Genomic DNA, 16,515 nt, shown 5'->3' with positions numbered 1-16,515 from the left:
CCGGTAGATGTGAGCATGTCGTAATGTAACCAGAGGGCAAGGGATGTTGCTTAATAAAATTGGTGGTCGTCGACTCTCGGCATTAAGTTTATGCCTGGTCGTAGCATTCGCTCCACTGTCCCGTGCTCAGGCTGATGAGCCTGAAGTGATTCCTGGCGACAGCCCTGTTGTTGACAGTGAGCAGAACCTCGCCCGGCCGCAGGCGCAATCTGGCGCAACGGCAGTGATGGCGGGTCTGCAGCCTCTTCCTGAAGGGGCAGTGGAAAAAGCGCGGACTGAACTGCAGTCGCAACTTCCTTCGGGCTATACGCCTGTCTATATGAATCAGCTTGAATTGCTCTATGCGGCGCGCGATATGAAACCCATGTGGGAAAATCGTGAAGCCGTCAAAGCGTTCCAGCAACAACTGGCTGAGGTCGCCATTGCCGGCTTCCAGCCCCAGTTCACCCACTGGGTGGCATTACTCACCGATCCTGGCGTTAGTGGCATCACACGCGATCTGGTGCTGTCTGATGCAATGATGGGATATCTGCATCTGATCGCCAATATTCCGGTCAAGGGTAACCGCTGGCTCTACAGCAGCAAGCCGTATGCGTTGGCGACGCCGCCGTTGTCGGTGATCAACCAGTGGCAGGTTGCGCTGGATAATGGACAACTCCCGACGTTTATTGACGGCCTGGCGCCTCAGCATCCTCAGTATGCGTCGATGCACGCGTCGTTATTGACGCTGGTGGGCGATTCGCGTCCGTGGCCGCAGCTCACCGGTAAAGCAACGCTGCGACCGGGCCAGTGGAGCAATGATGTGCCGGCATTGCGGGAAATTCTGCAACGTACCGGGATGCTGGAAGGGGGACCGAAAATTGCGCTGCCGGGGGATGAGACTCCATCCGAGGCGGTGGTCAGCCCGTCTGCTGTTGCCGTTGAAACGTCGGAGGTGGATGCCGCGAAACAGACCGCGCCGCGCAGTAAGCCAGCACCGGCTGTCCGTGCCGCGTATGATAAAGAGCTGGTTGATGCGGTAAAACGGTTCCAGACCTGGCAAGGGCTGGGCGCGGATGGCGCCATTGGCCCGGCCACTCGTGACTGGCTGAACATGACGCCCGCGCAGCGTGCGGGTGTACTGGCGCTTAATATCCAGCGCCTGCGTTTGCTGCCGTCTGAACTTTCGACGGGAATTATGGTGAATATTCCGGCGTATTCGCTGGTCTATTATCAGAACGGCAATCAGGTGCTGGCATCCCGGGTGATTGTTGGTCGTCCCGATCGTAAAACGCCGATGATGAGTAGCGCGCTGAATAACGTGGTGGTCAATCCCCCGTGGAACGTTCCGCCGACGCTGGCGCGTAAAGACATTCTGCCTAAACTGTGGAGTGACCCGGGATACCTTGAACGTCATGGCTATACCGTGATGCGAGGCTGGAACAGCAGAGAGGCGATCGATCCGTGGCAGGTGGACTGGTCAACCATCACGCCGTCAAATTTACCGTTTCGTTTCCAGCAGGCACCTGGCGCGCGTAACTCGCTGGGCCGCTATAAGTTCAATATGCCAAGTTCCGATGCGATCTATCTGCACGATACGCCAAACCACAATTTGTTCCAGAAGGATACCCGAGCGCTCAGTTCTGGCTGCGTGCGCGTGAACAAGGCGTCAGAACTGGCAAACATGCTGTTGCAGGATGCGGGCTGGAACGACACCCGCATTTCCGATGCGCTGAAGCAAGGTGATACACGCTATGTGAATATTCGCCAGACTATTCCAGTCAACCTTTATTACCTGACGGCGTTTGTGGGGGCTGACGGGCGCACTCAGTATCGTACAGATATTTACAATTATGATCTGACGGCGCGATCCAGCGCACAAATTGTGGCAAAAGTAGAACAATTAATCAGGTAAATGAAGAGGTTCTCGTCAGTTTGTTGTCGTAATATTTGGCAGTGACAGGGGCGTCGACCCAGAAGCCCCGTCATTGCTGGGGTTGGGCCAACTTGACGGCGGCTTTGTTGCCAGTTAAGGTGCCTATCGTGCGCTAAAGCATATAGACGATAACATTGACCTGTAGACCTTAAACCATGGACAAATTTGACGCTAATCGCCGCAAACTGCTGGCGTTAGGTGGTGCTGCCCTCGGCGCTGCCATCTTGCCTGTGCCTGCGTTTGCCACACTCTCTACCCCGCGTCCGCGTATTTTGACTCTGAGTAACCTCAACACCGGAGAGTCAATCAAAGCGGAATTTTTTGATGGCAGAGCTTATATTCAGGATGAATTAGCCAAACTTAACCATTTTTTCCGTGACTATCGCGCGAATAAGGTGAAGTCCATCGATCCCGGACTCTTTGATCAACTTTTCCGCCTGCAAGGGTTGCTGGGAACGCGTAAACCCGTTCAATTGATCTCCGGTTATCGTTCACTGGATACCAATAATGAACTGCGTTCGCACAGCCGTGGGGTAGCCAAACAAAGCTATCACACCAAAGGCCAGGCAATGGATTTTCATATTGAAGGGATTTCGTTAAGTAATATTCGCAAAGCCGCGTTATCTATGCGCGCAGGTGGTGTAGGATACTACCCACGCAGTAACTTTGTGCATATTGACACCGGGCCGGCGCGGCACTGGTGATTAACGAAACAGGAGCAGTATGAACTATCGTATTATTCCGGTCACCGCGTTTTCCCAGAACTGTTCATTGATCTGGTGTGAGCAAACGCGTCTGGCAGCGCTTGTCGATCCTGGCGGCGATGCTGAGAAAATCAAACAGGAAGTGGACGCCAGCGGCATTACGCTGACGCAGATCCTGCTTACTCACGGACACCTCGATCATGTGGGTGCCGCGGCGGAACTGGCGCAGCACTATGGCGTACCGGTTATTGGTCCGGAAAAAGAAGATGAGTTCTGGCTGCAGGGGTTGCCTGCTCAGAGTCGCATGTTTGGCCTCGGTGAATGTCAGCCATTGACACCCGACCGTTGGCTTAACGAAGGAGATCGTGTCAGCGTAGGGAATGTGACTTTACAGGTGTTGCATTGCCCGGGCCATACGCCTGGACACGTGGTTTTCTTTGACGAGCGGTCGCAGCTTCTCATCTCAGGCGACGTGATTTTTAAAGGCGGAGTAGGGCGTAGTGATTTCCCGCGCGGCGATCACAACCAGTTGATTGATTCGATCAAACGTAAGCTGCTGCCGTTAGGCGATGACGTTACGTTTATTCCGGGTCATGGACCGCTGTCGACGCTGGGTTATGAACGGTTGCACAACCCGTTCCTGCAGGATGAAATGCCTGTCTGGTAATCCCCATTAAAAAGCCCGCTTATCGCGGGCTTTGTTTTATCGGAAGTCTTACAGCACGGCGACAATGGCTTCGCACAGCGGCGCCATGTTATCCGGCGTCATCCCGGCGACGTTGACGCGACCAGAGGCCACCGCATAAACGCCAAACTCTTCACGCAGACGCAGAACCTGCTCCTTGGTCAGGCCGCTGAAAGAGAACATGCCGTTTTGTTTGATGATGAAGCTGAAATCGCGTTCCGCCCCTTTCTCTTGCAGGGTATTCACAAACAGCAGACGCATACGTTGAATGCGCTGACGCATGTCGGTCAGTTCCTGCTCCCAGATTGCGCGCAGTGCATCGTTGCTGAGGATTGTGGCAACCACAGACGCGCCGTGAGCTGGCGGGTTAGAGTAGTTCGCACGAATGGCGGATTTCATCTGGCTGAAGGCGCGGTCAACGGTTTCCGTATCTGCTGCAACCAGCGTACAGGCACCGACACGTTCGTTGTACAGGCCAAAGTTCTTGGAGTAGGAACTCGCGACAATCAGCTCTTTGTGCAGCGCGGCGAATGCGCGCAGGCCTTCCGCATCTTCTTCCAGACCACGGGCGAAGCCCTGATACGCGAAGTCAAACAGCGGCAACCAGCCTTTCTCGACGGAAAGCTGAGCCAGGGTTTGCCACTGCTCAAGCGTAGGATCGATACCGGTTGGGTTATGGCAGCAACCGTGGAACAGAACCACGTCGCCTGCCTGCGCTTCGCTCAGGCTGCTCAGCAGCGCGTCGAAGTCCAGAGAATGGTTTTCTGCATCGTAATAAGCATACTCGCGAACTTCCAGCCCGGCGGAGTTAAACACGCTCTTATGGTTCGGCCAGCTCGGGTTGCTCACCCATACGCGTTTTACAGCCGTATTTTTTGCCAGGAAGTCGGCTGCAACGCGCAGCGCGCCAGTGCCGCCCGGCGTTTGTGCCGTACGTGCGCGTTTGTCGTTAATCAGCGCGCTACCTTTACCGAACAGCAGTTCCTGTGTGCAACGGCCAAATTCCGGAATACCGTCAATGCCGAGGTAGTTTTTCGTTGTTTCATTTTCGAGTAGGTATTGCTCGGCTTTTTTAACGCTGGTCAGCACTGGCGTTTTGCCAGTTTCATCTTTATAGACACCGATCCCAAGGTTAATTTTCGAAGGACGGTCATCAGCACGAAACAGATCGGCCAGACCCAGAATGGGGTCGGCAGGGGCGGCAGTAATGTTCTCAAACATGACGAGGTTCCATTGTGGTTACAGAAGGGAAATCCGTTATCAGGTTAACGGTAGATTTACAAAATGCCAACCGTTAGTGATGAAAACCCTGCAGGTTTTTTGAAGTCGCAAGATTTGGCTGACAGGCATAAAAAAACAGGACCGAAGTCCTGTTTTTTAGGCATTTAACAAAGGGGTCTGCTATTAGAACTGGTATACGATACCGACAGCAACGGTGTCGTCAGAGTTCACGCCCAGTTTGTTGTCAGAATCAATCTGGTTGATCTGGTAGTCAACATAGGTGGACATGTTTTTATTGAAGTAGTAGGTTGCGCCCACTTCAATGTAGTTCACCAGATCTTCGCTACCTACGCCTTCTACGTCTTTCGCTTTAGATTTGTTGTAGGAGATGGACGGACGCAGACCGAAATCGAACTGGTACTGAGCCACAACGAAGAAGTCCTGAGTTTTGTTCGCGAAACCACCGCTGATCGGGGTAGCGTTACGGGTTTCACCGTAGTTAGTTGCCAGGTAGATGTTGTTAGCATCATATTTCAGACCGGTCGCCCACTGCTCAGCTTTTTCGCCACTGCCGCGCAGTGCCGGATCCTGCTGTGCATTAGTACGGTCAGCTGCACCGTAAGCACCTACAATGCCGAAGCCATTCATTTCGTAGCTAATAGAACCGCCGACACCGTCACCGTTAGAACGACGAACATCGCTGAAGTTGTTGCTGGTCGGATCGGTAGAGTCAACTTCGTAGCTGCTTGCGCGCTCGTTTTTACCCAGGTACTGAACACCGAAGTTCAGGCCATCAACCAGACCGAAGAAGTTAGAGTTACGGTAGGTCGCAACGCCACCAACACGGCCAACGAAGAAGTTATCGCTGTACGCAGTATCACCGCCGAATTCTGGCAGCATATCGGTGTAACCCAGTGCATCATAAACGATACCGTAGTTACGACCGTAGTCGAAGGAGCCCGCGTCACCGAATTTCAGACCGGCGAATGCCAGACGGGTTTTGTTACCTTTCTGTGCGTCATCGCCGCCTTCAGAGCGGTTACCCTGGAATTGATATTCCCACTGGCCGTAACCGGTCAGTTGGTCATTGATCTGAGTTTCCCCTTTGAAACCAAGGCGAGCATAAGTTTCGTCGCCATCGTTGTCTTTGTTATCAGAAAAATAGTGCAGACCAACGGTTTTACCGTACAGGTCCAGTTTGTTGCCGTCTTTGTTGTAGATTTCTGCAGCGTTAGCTGCACCGGCTACCAGCAGGGCAGGGATAACCACTGCCAGAATATTGCGCTTCATCATTATTTATTACCCTCATGGTTTTTTTATGACACCTGCCACTGCCGCCAATAAATTTCGTCAATAAAAATTTACGGAACTATTGATGAGAGTTTGGTGTCTTTATGTGTCTGACAGGCATCTTTCCATTCAAACTAACGTTTCGCTACCGTGAAAGTGCTACAAAGATAAAGAATTGGTTTCAGAAAGAAAAAATGTGTAACTAATTATTACATTTTTGGAACTTTGTGAACGACATCATATTTCGAAACGATTTCAGCTCCAGATCTCGCCACTTATATCTATTTATATGATTTTCTTATCTTTAATTTGAATAAAAGAAAAATAGCGTACAGAAAATAGACGTTTCCAGTTTTGCTTATGGCCATATCTGGACGTCTGGAATGCTGTAGGGTTGTGTATAAAATGTGCTATTGAGTGAGGAAATACTAATCCGCAAGAAAATTGCGGTTTATTTTTTGTACAGAAATATTACGGCGTAACATCAGGTAACAGGAGAAGGGGTTTTGGGGGTTGCTATTAGAGTTGCTTACTTATTACTCACAAAACCTGACATTTCAGCCAATAAAAAAGGCCAGCGGGGCTGGCCTTTTGGCGAACGGTTTTAGAACGTCGCGTTACGCGGTGTGCGCGGGAAGGCGATCACATCACGAACGTTCTGTACGCCGGTAACGTACGCGATCAGACGCTCGAAGCCGAGACCGAAGCCGGAGTGCGGCACGGTGCCGTAGCGACGCAGATCGCGATACCACCAGTAGTCTTCTTTGTTCAGGCCCATTTCCAGCATACGCGCATCCAGCACATCCAGACGCTCTTCACGCTGAGAACCACCGATGATTTCACCGATACCCGGAGCCAGAACGTCCATCGCGGCAACGGTTTTACCGTCTTCGTTCAGGCGCATATAGAACGCTTTAATCTCTTTCGGATAGTTTTTCACCACTACCGGCGCTTTAAAGTGTTCTTCTGCCAGATAACGTTCGTGTTCGGAGGAGAGATCGACACCCCAGTAAACCGGGTTTTCGAACTTTCTGCCTTTCTTAATGCACTCTTCCAGAATGGCGACCGCATCAGTGTAATCCACCTGGGCGAAATCCGCCTCGATGAAGCGTTCCAGACGACTAATCGCCTCTTTATCCACGCGCTCGGCAAAGAACTTCATGTCGTCAGCTCGCTCGGTCAGTACGGTTTTGAAGGCATATTTCAGCATGCCTTCCGCCAGACCGGCAATGTCGCTCAGGTTGGCGAAGGCCACTTCCGGTTCCAGCATCCAGAACTCCGCCAGGTGACGGGTGGTGTTGGAATTTTCCGCACGGAAGGTCGGACCGAAGGTATAGATCTTCGACAACGCGCAGGCGTAAGTTTCGCCGTTCAACTGGCCGGATACGGTCAGGAAGGACTCTTTACCAAAGAAGTCTTTGTCGAAATCCACTTTGCCCTGATCGTTACGCGGCAGGTTTTCCAGGTCCAGCGTCGACACGCGGAACATCTCACCGGCGCCTTCGGTATCAGACGCGGTGATAAGCGGAGTGGAAACCCAGAAGAAGCCCTGCTCATCGAAGAAACGGTGCAGCGCCTGTGCCAGCGTGTGGCGAACACGAGCGACGGCACCAATCATGTTGGTACGCGGACGCAGGTGCGCAACTTCACGCAGGTACTCAATGCTGTGACGTTTCGCCGCCATCGGGTAGGTGTCAGGATCTTCAACCCAGCCGCTGACTTCAACCTCAGTGGCCTGGATCTCAAAACTCTGTCCTTGTCCCGGAGAGGTCACAACCTTGCCGGTAACGATAACGGAGCAGCCGGTGGTCAGACGCAGCACTTCTTCATTGTAATTGGGCAGAGAATTATTGATGACGGCCTGTACAGGATCAAAGCAGGAACCGTCATAAACGGCGAGGAAGGAGATGCCAGCTTTTGAATCTCGGCGGGTACGTACCCATCCGCGCACGGTGACTTCGCTGTCAACGGCTACGCGGCCCAGGAGTACGTCGGCTACAGGCACAACGCTCATAATATTCTCTCTGTTAATAGTCCGATATATAAACACATGTTCCCCGGAATGGGGATTTCCTATGTTACCTGGCATCTGCAATCAGACAAGCAGAATTCACAGGCAAAGAGAAAGATTTCAGAAATAAGTACAAAAAGGGAGCCGAAGCGGCTCCCTGGAAGGATTAACTGGCTTTTTTGATATGCGGTAAATCAAACGCTTTGCGCAATGCGCGAACAAAGGCTTTGTCGTGACAAATGGTTTTGCCCGGGCTGTCGGACAGTTTAGCAACCGGTTTACCGTTGCACTCGACCAGTTTGATCACAATGTTCAGCGGCTTAACCTGCGGAATATCGCAGGTCAGACGCGTGCCAATACCAAAACTCAACTGCACGCGGGAGGAGAAGTGGCGGTAAAGGTCCACCGCTTTATTCAGATCCAGATTGTCGGAAAAGACCAGTGTTTTACTGTGCGGATCGATCCCTAATTTCTCGTAGTGGGCGATGGCTTTTTCGCCCCATTCAACAGGATCGCCAGAATCATGGCGCAGTCCCTGGTAACGGGTCGCAAATTCGCTACCAAAGTCGCGTAAGAATGCATCCATCGTGATGCAGTCGGTCAGCGCGATACCCAGTTGATCCGGATATTCATTTAGCCACGCGGCCAGGGCGGCGCGCTGGCTGGTCGCCAGTTCCGGACTTATTTGCTGGTGCGCCTGGAACCACTCGTGCGCCTGCGTGCCCATTGGCGTCAGCGAGAGACGGCGCGCCAGATCGTAGTTACTGGTGCCAACAAACCACGGCTCCTGCTGCAAACGCTTAACGATAGCCTGTTGCACTTCACGGGAAAAACGGCGACGGGTGCCGAAATCCATCAGGTGAAAGCGGGACATATCGAGACTGGACGTTAAAGCAGAGAAATCGACTAATTTCGTTTCCAGCGTATCAAGGGCCTGCGCGACGCCCATTTCTGGCGAGCGATAGCGATGAACCAGTTCGCTTATCACCGCCAGCAGCGGGACTTCCCACATGATGACTTCGCGCCACGGACCGGTTAAACGGATATTCAGCTTTCCGTTGTCGTTGCTGATGGAAACCTGCTGTGGGTCATAGCGAAAATCACGCAGCCAGTTGAGGTAATCCGCTTTGAAGAAGGGGAGGCCGGAAAGCCACTGATACTCTTCATCCTCCAGGCGCAGGTGCTGCATAGCATTGACCTGCTCGCGAATGGTGTCGGCATAAATACCCAGCAGGTCGTCGCCTCGGCAACGAAATTCAGCCGCTACCTGCACATCATAGTAGTGGTGAAATACGGCTTGCTGCATATGCAACTTATAAGCATCTGTATCCAGCAACGAGTGCAGAACAGGAGAAGCGAATTGTGTCATAGGTGCGCAGTAGCATCCTCTCACGGGAGCGTTTAGTACAATAAACAACTAAGAAAACCGCTGGAGTATACCTTGTTTAGCGATTTATTGAACCCCGATCACACCATAAGCTGGTGCCAGGGTCGAGTGCATTTCGTGCCGCGTGTTATAAAAATGTAGCAAAAAGAGTGTTTGTGCCTGAAAAGATAAACATTCTGCGTAGCGTGTTTTACGCAACAGGAATAGACTGAACTCGAGACTCTTCAAAAGATGCTAAAGGTTTTTTATGACACAACAGCCACAAGCCAAATACCGACACGACTACCGTGCGCCGGATTACCAGATTACTGATATTGACTTGACCTTTGACCTGGATGCTGAAAAAACCGTGGTCACGGCAGTGAGCCAGGCTGTTCGTCATGGCGCATCGGATGCCCCGCTGAAACTGGATGGAGAAGATCTGACGCTGATTTCTCTCCACGTCAACGATGAACCGTGGACAGCCTGGAAAGAAGACGCGGGCGTGCTGGTGATCAGCAATCTACCCGAGCGTTTTACGCTGCGTATTGTTAATGAAATCAGCCCGGCCCGGAACACCGCACTGGAAGGCCTGTACCAGTCGGGCGATGCGTTATGCACCCAGTGCGAGGCGGAAGGCTTCCGCCACATTACCTGGTATCTCGACCGCCCGGACGTACTGGCGCGTTTTACCACCAAAATTATTGCCGATAAAAGCAAATATCCGTTCCTGCTCTCCAATGGTAATCGCACAGGTGAGGGGGAACTGGAAAACGGTCGTCACTGGGTTCAGTGGCAGGATCCGTTCCCGAAACCGTGTTACCTGTTTGCGCTGGTTGCCGGTGATTTCGACGTACTACGCGATACCTTTACCACCCGTTCCGGGCGTGAAGTGGCGCTAGAGCTGTACGTGGATCGCGGAAATCTCGACCGTGCGCCGTGGGCGATGACGTCGCTACAGAACTCGATGAAGTGGGACGAGGAACGTTTCGGCCTGGAGTACGATCTCGACATCTATATGATCGTCGCCGTCGACTTCTTTAATATGGGCGCGATGGAGAATAAAGGTCTTAATATCTTTAACTCCAAATACGTGCTGGCGCGAACTGACACCGCCACCGACAAAGATTATCTCGATATTGAACGCGTGATCGGCCATGAATATTTCCATAACTGGACCGGTAACCGCGTCACCTGTCGCGACTGGTTCCAGTTGAGCCTGAAAGAGGGGCTAACCGTCTTCCGCGATCAGGAGTTCAGTTCGGATCTTGGTTCTCGTGCGGTTAACCGGATCAGCAATGTGCGCACCATGCGTGGCCTGCAGTTTGCTGAAGATGCCAGCCCGATGGCGCATCCGATCCGCCCGGATAAGGTCATTGAAATGAACAACTTCTACACCCTGACAGTGTATGAAAAGGGCGCAGAAGTGATTCGCATGATCCACACCCTGCTGGGCGAGACTAATTTCCAGAAAGGGATGCAACTGTACTTTGAGCGTCACGACGGTAGCGCGGCGACCTGTGATGACTTCGTTCAGGCAATGGAAGATGCGTCTAACGTCGATCTTTCTCATTTCCGCCGCTGGTACAGCCAGTCAGGCACGCCGATTGTTACTGTTAAAGATGACTATAACCCGGAAACTGAGCAGTATACGCTGACCCTTAGCCAGCGCACGCCGACAACGCCGGATCAGGACGAGAAACTGCCGCTGCATGTTCCGTTTGCCATTGAGTTGTATGACAACGAAGGCAAGGTGATCCCGCTACAGAAAGGCGGTCATCCGGTGAACGCCGTGCTGAACGTGACGCAGGCGGAGCAGACGTTTGTGTTCGATAACGTTTATTTCCAGCCGGTACCGGCGCTGTTGTGCGAGTTCTCTGCGCCGGTGAAGCTGGAATACAAATGGAGCGATCAGCAACTGACGTTCCTGATGCGCTATGCGCGCAACGACTTCTCCCGTTGGGACGCCGCGCAAAGCCTGCTGGCAACGTACATCAAGCTTAACGTGGCCCGTTATCAGCAGGGACAGCCGCTCTCTCTGCCGGTTCATGTGGCGGATGCATTCCGCGCGGTGCTGCTGGATGAGAAGATCGATCCGGCGCTGGCGGCGGAAATACTGACGCTGCCTTCGGCAAACGAAATTGCTGAATTGTTTGAGATCATCGATCCGCTGGCGATTGCGGAAGTTCGCGAAGCGTTAACGCGTACGCTGGCAACTGAACTGGCGGATGAGTTCCTGGCGATCTATAACGCCAATCGCCTGGAAGAGTACCGCGTTGAGCATGCGGACATCGGCAAACGTACACTGCGTAACGCCTGCCTGCGCTTCCTGGCCTTTGGTGAAACGACACTGGCAGATACGCTGGTGAGCAAACAGTATCGTGAAGCTAACAACATGACCGACGCACTGGCGGCGCTGTCTGCGGCCGTGGCTGCACAGTTGCCGTGCCGTGATGCGCTGATGCAGGAGTATGATGACAAGTGGCATCAGGACGGTCTGGTGATGGACAAATGGTTTATCCTGCAGTCCACCAGTCCGGCGGATAACGTGCTGGACACGGTGCGTGGCCTGTTAAAACACCGTTCATTCAGCATGAGCAACCCGAACCGTATTCGTTCGCTGATTGGCGCGTTTGCCGGCAGTAACCCGGCGGCGTTCCATGCAGAAGATGGTAGTGGTTATCAGTTCCTGGTGGAAATGCTGACTGAGCTTAACAGCCGCAATCCGCAGGTGGCGTCACGTTTGATCGAGCCGCTGATTCGTCTGAAGCGCTACGATGCGAAGCGTCAGCAAAAAATGCGTGCCGCGCTGGAGCAGTTAAAAAGCCTGGATAATCTTTCCGGCGATCTGTTCGAGAAGGTCACCAAAGCGTTAGCCTGAGACATTGACCTCTTGTTTGTAGGCCGGATAAGGCGGTAACGCCGCCATCCGGCAAAATGCCCGGTGGCGCTTGCCTGCCGGGCCTGGAACGTCCTGAATGGTTATCCATGTCGACGAACTGGCTGTTCTGTTACCCCGCGCTGCATAACCCGACTCAACACGTCAGCCTCCAGTTCTGCTAAACGTACCGATCCCAGGCGGCGCGGTCGCGCAATGTCGACCGTCAGATCCAGTCCAATCTTGCCATCTTCAATAAGCAACACCCGGTCAGCCATCGCCACGGCTTCGCTGACGTCATGCGTGACCAACAGCACGGTGAAACCATGTTCCTGCCACAGCGAAACAATGAGATCCTGCATCTCCAGCCGCGTTAACGCATCCAGCGCGCCAAGCGGTTCGTCGAGTAACAGCAGGCCCGGCCGGTGGATCAGCGCCCGGGCAAGGGCAACACGCTGCTTTTGCCCGCCGGAAAGCGCGGCTGGCCACTCTGACGCCCGATTTTCCAGGCCAACGGCCGCCAGCGCCTGACGCGCAGCGTCCCGCCAGTTGCCCTTCAACCCCAGTCCCACGTTATCGATCACCGATTTCCACGGCAGAAGTCGGGCGTCCTGAAACATCATGCGGGTATCGTCCTGAATATCGCGAAGCGGCGTGGTACCGGCCAGCAGTTCACCCGCATTTGGCGATTCCAGCCCGGCCAACAGGCGTAGCAGGGTACTTTTACCACCGCCGCTGCGCCCGACGACGGCAACAAACTGACCTGCCGGGATATGTAGATCAAGCTGATTCAGTACGGTGTTCGCCGCATACTTTTTCGTCACCGCATTCAGCAGGAGCGGCGTACCCTGGTTCAGACGGGCGGTATTCATACGGTGGCCTCCTTCACATGATAAGCCGGGTTCCAGCGCAGCCAGACGCGCTCCAGCAGCTGAGCGCTGACATCGGCCAGTTTACCGAGCAGGGCATAGAGAATAATGGCGACGACCACGATATCCGTTTGCAGAAACTCCCTTGCGTTCATCGCCAGATAACCGATCCCGGAGTTGGCTGAAATGGTCTCCGCGACGATAAGCGTCAACCACATCAGCCCCAGCGCAAAGCGCACGCCGACCATAATCGAAGGCAGAGCGCCAGGCAGGATCACATGGAGGAACAGCGAAAAGCCAGATAACCCGTAGCTGCGCGCCATCTCTACCAGACCGCGATCGATATTGCGGATCCCGTGCCAGGTGTTGATGTAGATGGGAAAGAGCGTCCCCAGCGCCACCAGGAAGATCTTCGCCGTTTCGTCGATACCAAACCACAAGATCACTAATGGAATCAGCGCCAGATGCGGAACGTTACGCAACATCTGGATCGAGGTATCCAACAGGCGCTCCCCCCAACGCGATAAGCCGCTGATCAGCCCCAGCGTCAGGCCAATCGAGCCGCCAATTGAGAAGCCGATCAGCGCGCGCCAGGAGCTGATAGCCAGATGCTGCCAGAGTTCGCCGCTGGCGGAGAGCGTCCAGAAGGCGGTTACTACCCCTTCTGGCGAGGGCAAAATGCGCCCGGAGAGCCAGCCCATTGAGGAGGCCAGTTGCCAGGCGGCGACGATGCCCACCGGTAAGAACCAGGGGGCAACGCGCAATAACCCCCTTTGTATTGGCGTTGCCATCGCACTTCTCCTTAGCTCTGCGCAACCTTGCGCGGGATAAATTCATTCGCCACCGCTTCGCCTTGTTGATACTGGCGCTGAGGCTGTGGAACTTCCGGGATCGCGACATCGAGGTGCGGGAACAACAGCTCACCGACTTTGTACGCCTCTTCCAGATGCGGGTAGCCTGAAAGTACGAAGCTGTCGATGCCCAACGCGGCATACTCATTGATGCGCGCGGCCACCGTCGGACCGTCACCGACCAGCGCGGTTCCGGCACCTCCACGTACCAGCCCCACACCTGCCCATAGATTAGGGCTTACCTCCAGTTGGTCGCGCTTGCCGTTATGCAGTGCCGCCATCCGGTGTTGACCGACCGAATCCGTGCGGGCGAAAGCCGCCTGCGCTTTCGCGATGGTGTCGTCATCAAGGTGGGCAATCAGGCGATCCGCGGCCCGCCATGCTTCTTCGTTAGTTTCGCGAACAATAACGTGCAGGCGAATGCCAAAACGAATGTTGCGACCGCGCGCCGCGGCTTTGGCTCGTACCTGGGCGATCTTCTCTTTCACCAGTTCAGGTGGTTCGCCCCAGGTCAGGTAAAGATCGACCTGCTCAGCGGCCAGATCCTGGGCGACATCGGAAGAGCCGCCGAAGTAGAGTGGAGGATGAGGCTGTTGGATCGGCGGAAAGAACAGCTTCGCCCCGCGAACGTGGATGTGCTTGCCGTTGAAGTCGACGGTTTCGCCCTGCAATAAACGACGCCAGACCTGGGTAAACTCCGAGGAGGCCTCGTAACGTTCGCTGTGATCGAGAAACACACCGTCGCCTGCCAGTTCCTGTGGATCGCTGCCGGTGACCAGGTTAAACAGCGCGCGACCGTTGGAGAGTCTGTCGAGCGTAGCGGCCTGGCGAGCGGCAACGGTCGGTGAGGTGACGCTCGGGCGTAATGCCACCAGGAACTTGAGGCGTTGAGTCACCGGGATCATCGATGCGGCGACCAGCCACGCGTCCTCACAGGATCGTCCGGTCGGGATCAACACGCCGGTGAACCCCAGACGATCCGCCGTCTGAGCAATCTGCTGTAAATAGCCTTGATCCACCGGCCGGGAGCCTTCTTCGGTACCCAGATAATGACCGTCACCGTGCGTCGGTAAAAACCAGAACATATTCAGGCTCATAATTGCTTTCCTTCCTGTTGAGTGGGCTGCCAGATGCGCTGGCGAATGTCGATTTTTTTCGGTACCAGACGGTTGTCGTAAAACAGATCCGCCGTTTGCTGTTGCAGGGTGGTCACAGAGTCACTGACCGGCGAAATGGAGGTTGGTGGACGATGATCGAGATACGAGGCAATCACCGGTTCTGGCAGACCCATCGTTTTCGCCAGTAGGGCAATGCTCTCCTGACGCTGGCTGAGGGTTAACGCATCCGCCTGACTGAAGGTATCCAGTACCCCCTGAATGAATGCACCGTTTTTCTCGGCGTATGGCCGTGCGGCGAGATAGAACGATCCGGTCTGTTTCAGATCGCTGCCGTCTTTCAGTACGCGCACGCCGCCCTGCAATAATGCAGCGGAATAGTAGGGATCCCAGATTGCCCACGCATCAACGTTGCCCTGCTGGAAAGCTGCACGGGCATCGGCAGGGGTCAGGTATGTAGGCTGGATATCGGTAAATTTCAGTCCGGCCTGTTGCAGCGCACGCAGCAGCAGATTGTGCGAACTGGAACCTTTCTGAAATGCCACTTTATGACCTTTCAGTTCCGCCACCGTCTTGATCGGGCTGTTTTCCGGCACCAGAATCACTTCCGCTTTCGGTTTTGCCGGTTCGACGCCGACGTAAACTAAATCTGCGCCAGCCGCCTGGGCAAAAATGGGGGGAATATCACCGGTGCTGCCCAGATCGATACTGCCGACGTTCAGCGCTTCCAGCATCTGCGGCCCGGCCGGAAATTCAATCCAGGATATTTTTGTCCGGGGATAACGCGTTTCCAGCAACTGATGGCTTTTTGCCAGAACCATACTGATGCTGCCTTTCTGATAGCCGATGCGTAGAGCATCAGGGGAGGGCTCTGCCGCCTGTGTCAGCCCGGAAAAGGCCAGCAGCCCAGCGAGTGCCAGCCACGTCGCGCGGGGTTTGAGAAGATTACGCATGGACTGCACCTCGCACGGTCTCAAAGGCGGGAACCTGGACGTCGCGGCGATGCAGGGCGTGCCAGAATGTTTCCAGCGCCTTATCAAGACGCAGTTGTAAATTGGGGGTGAAATGCGGCTTATGCTGATAATCGATTACCTGGGAGTCATCAGCAAAGACGCCGTGCAAAATCTCCTGGGCTTTCAGGGCGCTGAGCACCGGTTTCAGCGCGTAATCAACGGCGAGCAGGTGAGCGACGGTGCCGCCTGTCGCCAGCGGCAGAACCACCTTTCCTTCCAGCGCTCGCTCTGGCAGCAGGTCGAGCAGCGTTTTTAGCGCTCCGGAGTAGGCCGCTTTATAGACCGGGGTGGCAACAATCAGGCCGTCCGCTTCTTTTAGTTGCTCAACGAGTGTTTTCAACGCCGGGCTGTCGAAACGGGCATACAGCAGATCTTCAGGTTCGAAGTTGTGCAGATTCCAGTGGTAAACCTCGACATCCTGACCGTTCAGTTTTTCCCGGGCATATTCCAGTAGCGCACTGGATCGAGAGGGAAAGCGTGGGCTTCCCGCCAGAGTGATAACGCGCATAGATGCATTCTCCCCTTATAACCAATTGTTCGCTTTTATTTAACATTAATAACAATTTTTGCAGTCTGACAGAGGGGAATCGGGAATCG

General features: G+C 54.2%; 13 protein-coding genes. 4 read left to right on the top strand and 9 right to left on the bottom strand.

All coding sequences use genetic code 11. The features are described 5' to 3' along the window. The first annotated feature begins 43 nt into the window (after positions 1-43). From ldtD to I6L53_RS13930, 3 genes are all read left to right on the top strand, one after another. The gene (gene ldtD / locus I6L53_RS13940; RefSeq protein ID WP_217124948.1) at positions 44-1,894 is read left to right on the top strand and encodes a L,D-transpeptidase; all 1,851 of its coding nucleotides are present in this window, start codon (positions 44-46) and stop codon (positions 1,892-1,894) included. Between the two features lie 176 nt (positions 1,895-2,070). Then, on the top strand, positions 2,071-2,619 hold the full coding sequence (gene mepK, locus I6L53_RS13935) for a peptidoglycan L,D-endopeptidase MepK (protein WP_042320175.1): 549 nt from the start codon (positions 2,071-2,073) through the stop codon (positions 2,617-2,619). Between the two features lie 19 nt (positions 2,620-2,638). Then, positions 2,639-3,286 (top strand): MBL fold metallo-hydrolase, encoded by a 648-nt coding sequence (locus I6L53_RS13930; RefSeq protein ID WP_042320172.1) that lies wholly within the window; start codon positions 2,639-2,641, stop codon positions 3,284-3,286. Positions 3,287-3,334: 48 nt separating this feature from the next. Here I6L53_RS13930 and aspC read toward each other — a convergent pair whose 3' ends face one another. From aspC to pncB, 4 genes are all read right to left on the bottom strand, one after another. Next, the gene (aspC, locus tag I6L53_RS13925) at positions 3,335-4,525 is read right to left on the bottom strand and encodes an aspartate transaminase (RefSeq protein WP_042320170.1); all 1,191 of its coding nucleotides are present in this window, start codon (positions 4,523-4,525) and stop codon (positions 3,335-3,337) included. Between the two features lie 183 nt (positions 4,526-4,708). Then, positions 4,709-5,818 carry a porin OmpF gene (gene ompF / locus I6L53_RS13920; RefSeq protein WP_042320168.1) on the bottom strand — a complete coding sequence of 370 codons (1,110 nt, stop codon included), beginning with the start codon at positions 5,816-5,818 and terminating at the stop codon, positions 4,709-4,711. Positions 5,819-6,419: 601 nt separating this feature from the next. Next, positions 6,420-7,829 (bottom strand): asparagine--tRNA ligase, encoded by a 1,410-nt coding sequence (asnS, locus tag I6L53_RS13915; RefSeq protein WP_042320166.1) that lies wholly within the window; start codon positions 7,827-7,829, stop codon positions 6,420-6,422. Positions 7,830-7,992: 163 nt separating this feature from the next. Beyond that, positions 7,993-9,195: a nicotinate phosphoribosyltransferase gene (gene pncB / locus I6L53_RS13910; protein WP_042320163.1), complete on the bottom strand. Its 1,203-nt coding sequence runs from the start codon at positions 9,193-9,195 to the stop codon at positions 7,993-7,995. Between the two features lie 265 nt (positions 9,196-9,460). Here pncB and pepN point away from each other — a divergent pair, with 265 nt between their 5' ends. Further along, positions 9,461-12,073, top strand: a complete 2,613-nt coding sequence (gene pepN, locus I6L53_RS13905; protein ID WP_042320160.1) for an aminopeptidase N — start codon at positions 9,461-9,463, stop codon at positions 12,071-12,073. A gap of 101 nt (positions 12,074-12,174) precedes the next feature. On the opposite strand, the gene ssuB is transcribed toward pepN, so the two are convergent. The 5 genes from ssuB to ssuE are packed head-to-tail and all read right to left on the bottom strand — an operon-like array spanning position 12,175 to position 16,426. Beyond that, the gene (gene ssuB / locus I6L53_RS13900; RefSeq protein ID WP_042320158.1) at positions 12,175-12,942 is read right to left on the bottom strand and encodes an aliphatic sulfonates ABC transporter ATP-binding protein; all 768 of its coding nucleotides are present in this window, start codon (positions 12,940-12,942) and stop codon (positions 12,175-12,177) included. Then, positions 12,939-13,730, bottom strand: coding sequence for an aliphatic sulfonate ABC transporter permease SsuC (gene ssuC / locus I6L53_RS13895; protein ID WP_094465126.1), 792 nt, complete (start codon positions 13,728-13,730; stop codon positions 12,939-12,941). Before ssuC ends, ssuB begins: the two co-directional genes overlap by 4 nt. A gap of 11 nt (positions 13,731-13,741) precedes the next feature. Beyond that, positions 13,742-14,887, bottom strand: coding sequence for an FMNH2-dependent alkanesulfonate monooxygenase (ssuD, locus tag I6L53_RS13890; RefSeq protein ID WP_042320023.1), 1,146 nt, complete (start codon positions 14,885-14,887; stop codon positions 13,742-13,744). After that, positions 14,884-15,858, bottom strand: a complete 975-nt coding sequence (locus I6L53_RS13885) for a sulfonate ABC transporter substrate-binding protein (RefSeq protein WP_042320021.1) — start codon at positions 15,856-15,858, stop codon at positions 14,884-14,886. Before I6L53_RS13885 ends, ssuD begins: the two co-directional genes overlap by 4 nt. Further along, entirely contained in the window at positions 15,851-16,426 is a 576-nt protein-coding gene (gene ssuE / locus I6L53_RS13880; RefSeq protein ID WP_042320019.1) for an NADPH-dependent FMN reductase, read from the bottom strand. The genes I6L53_RS13885 and ssuE overlap by 8 nt, the downstream gene beginning before the upstream one ends. Positions 16,427-16,515: the final 89 nt, after the last annotated feature.

The organism is Citrobacter farmeri, assembly GCF_019048065.1.
Classification (GTDB): domain Bacteria; phylum Pseudomonadota; class Gammaproteobacteria; order Enterobacterales; family Enterobacteriaceae; genus Citrobacter_A; species Citrobacter_A farmeri.
This window is presented reverse-complemented; position numbering and strand designations above follow the sequence as displayed.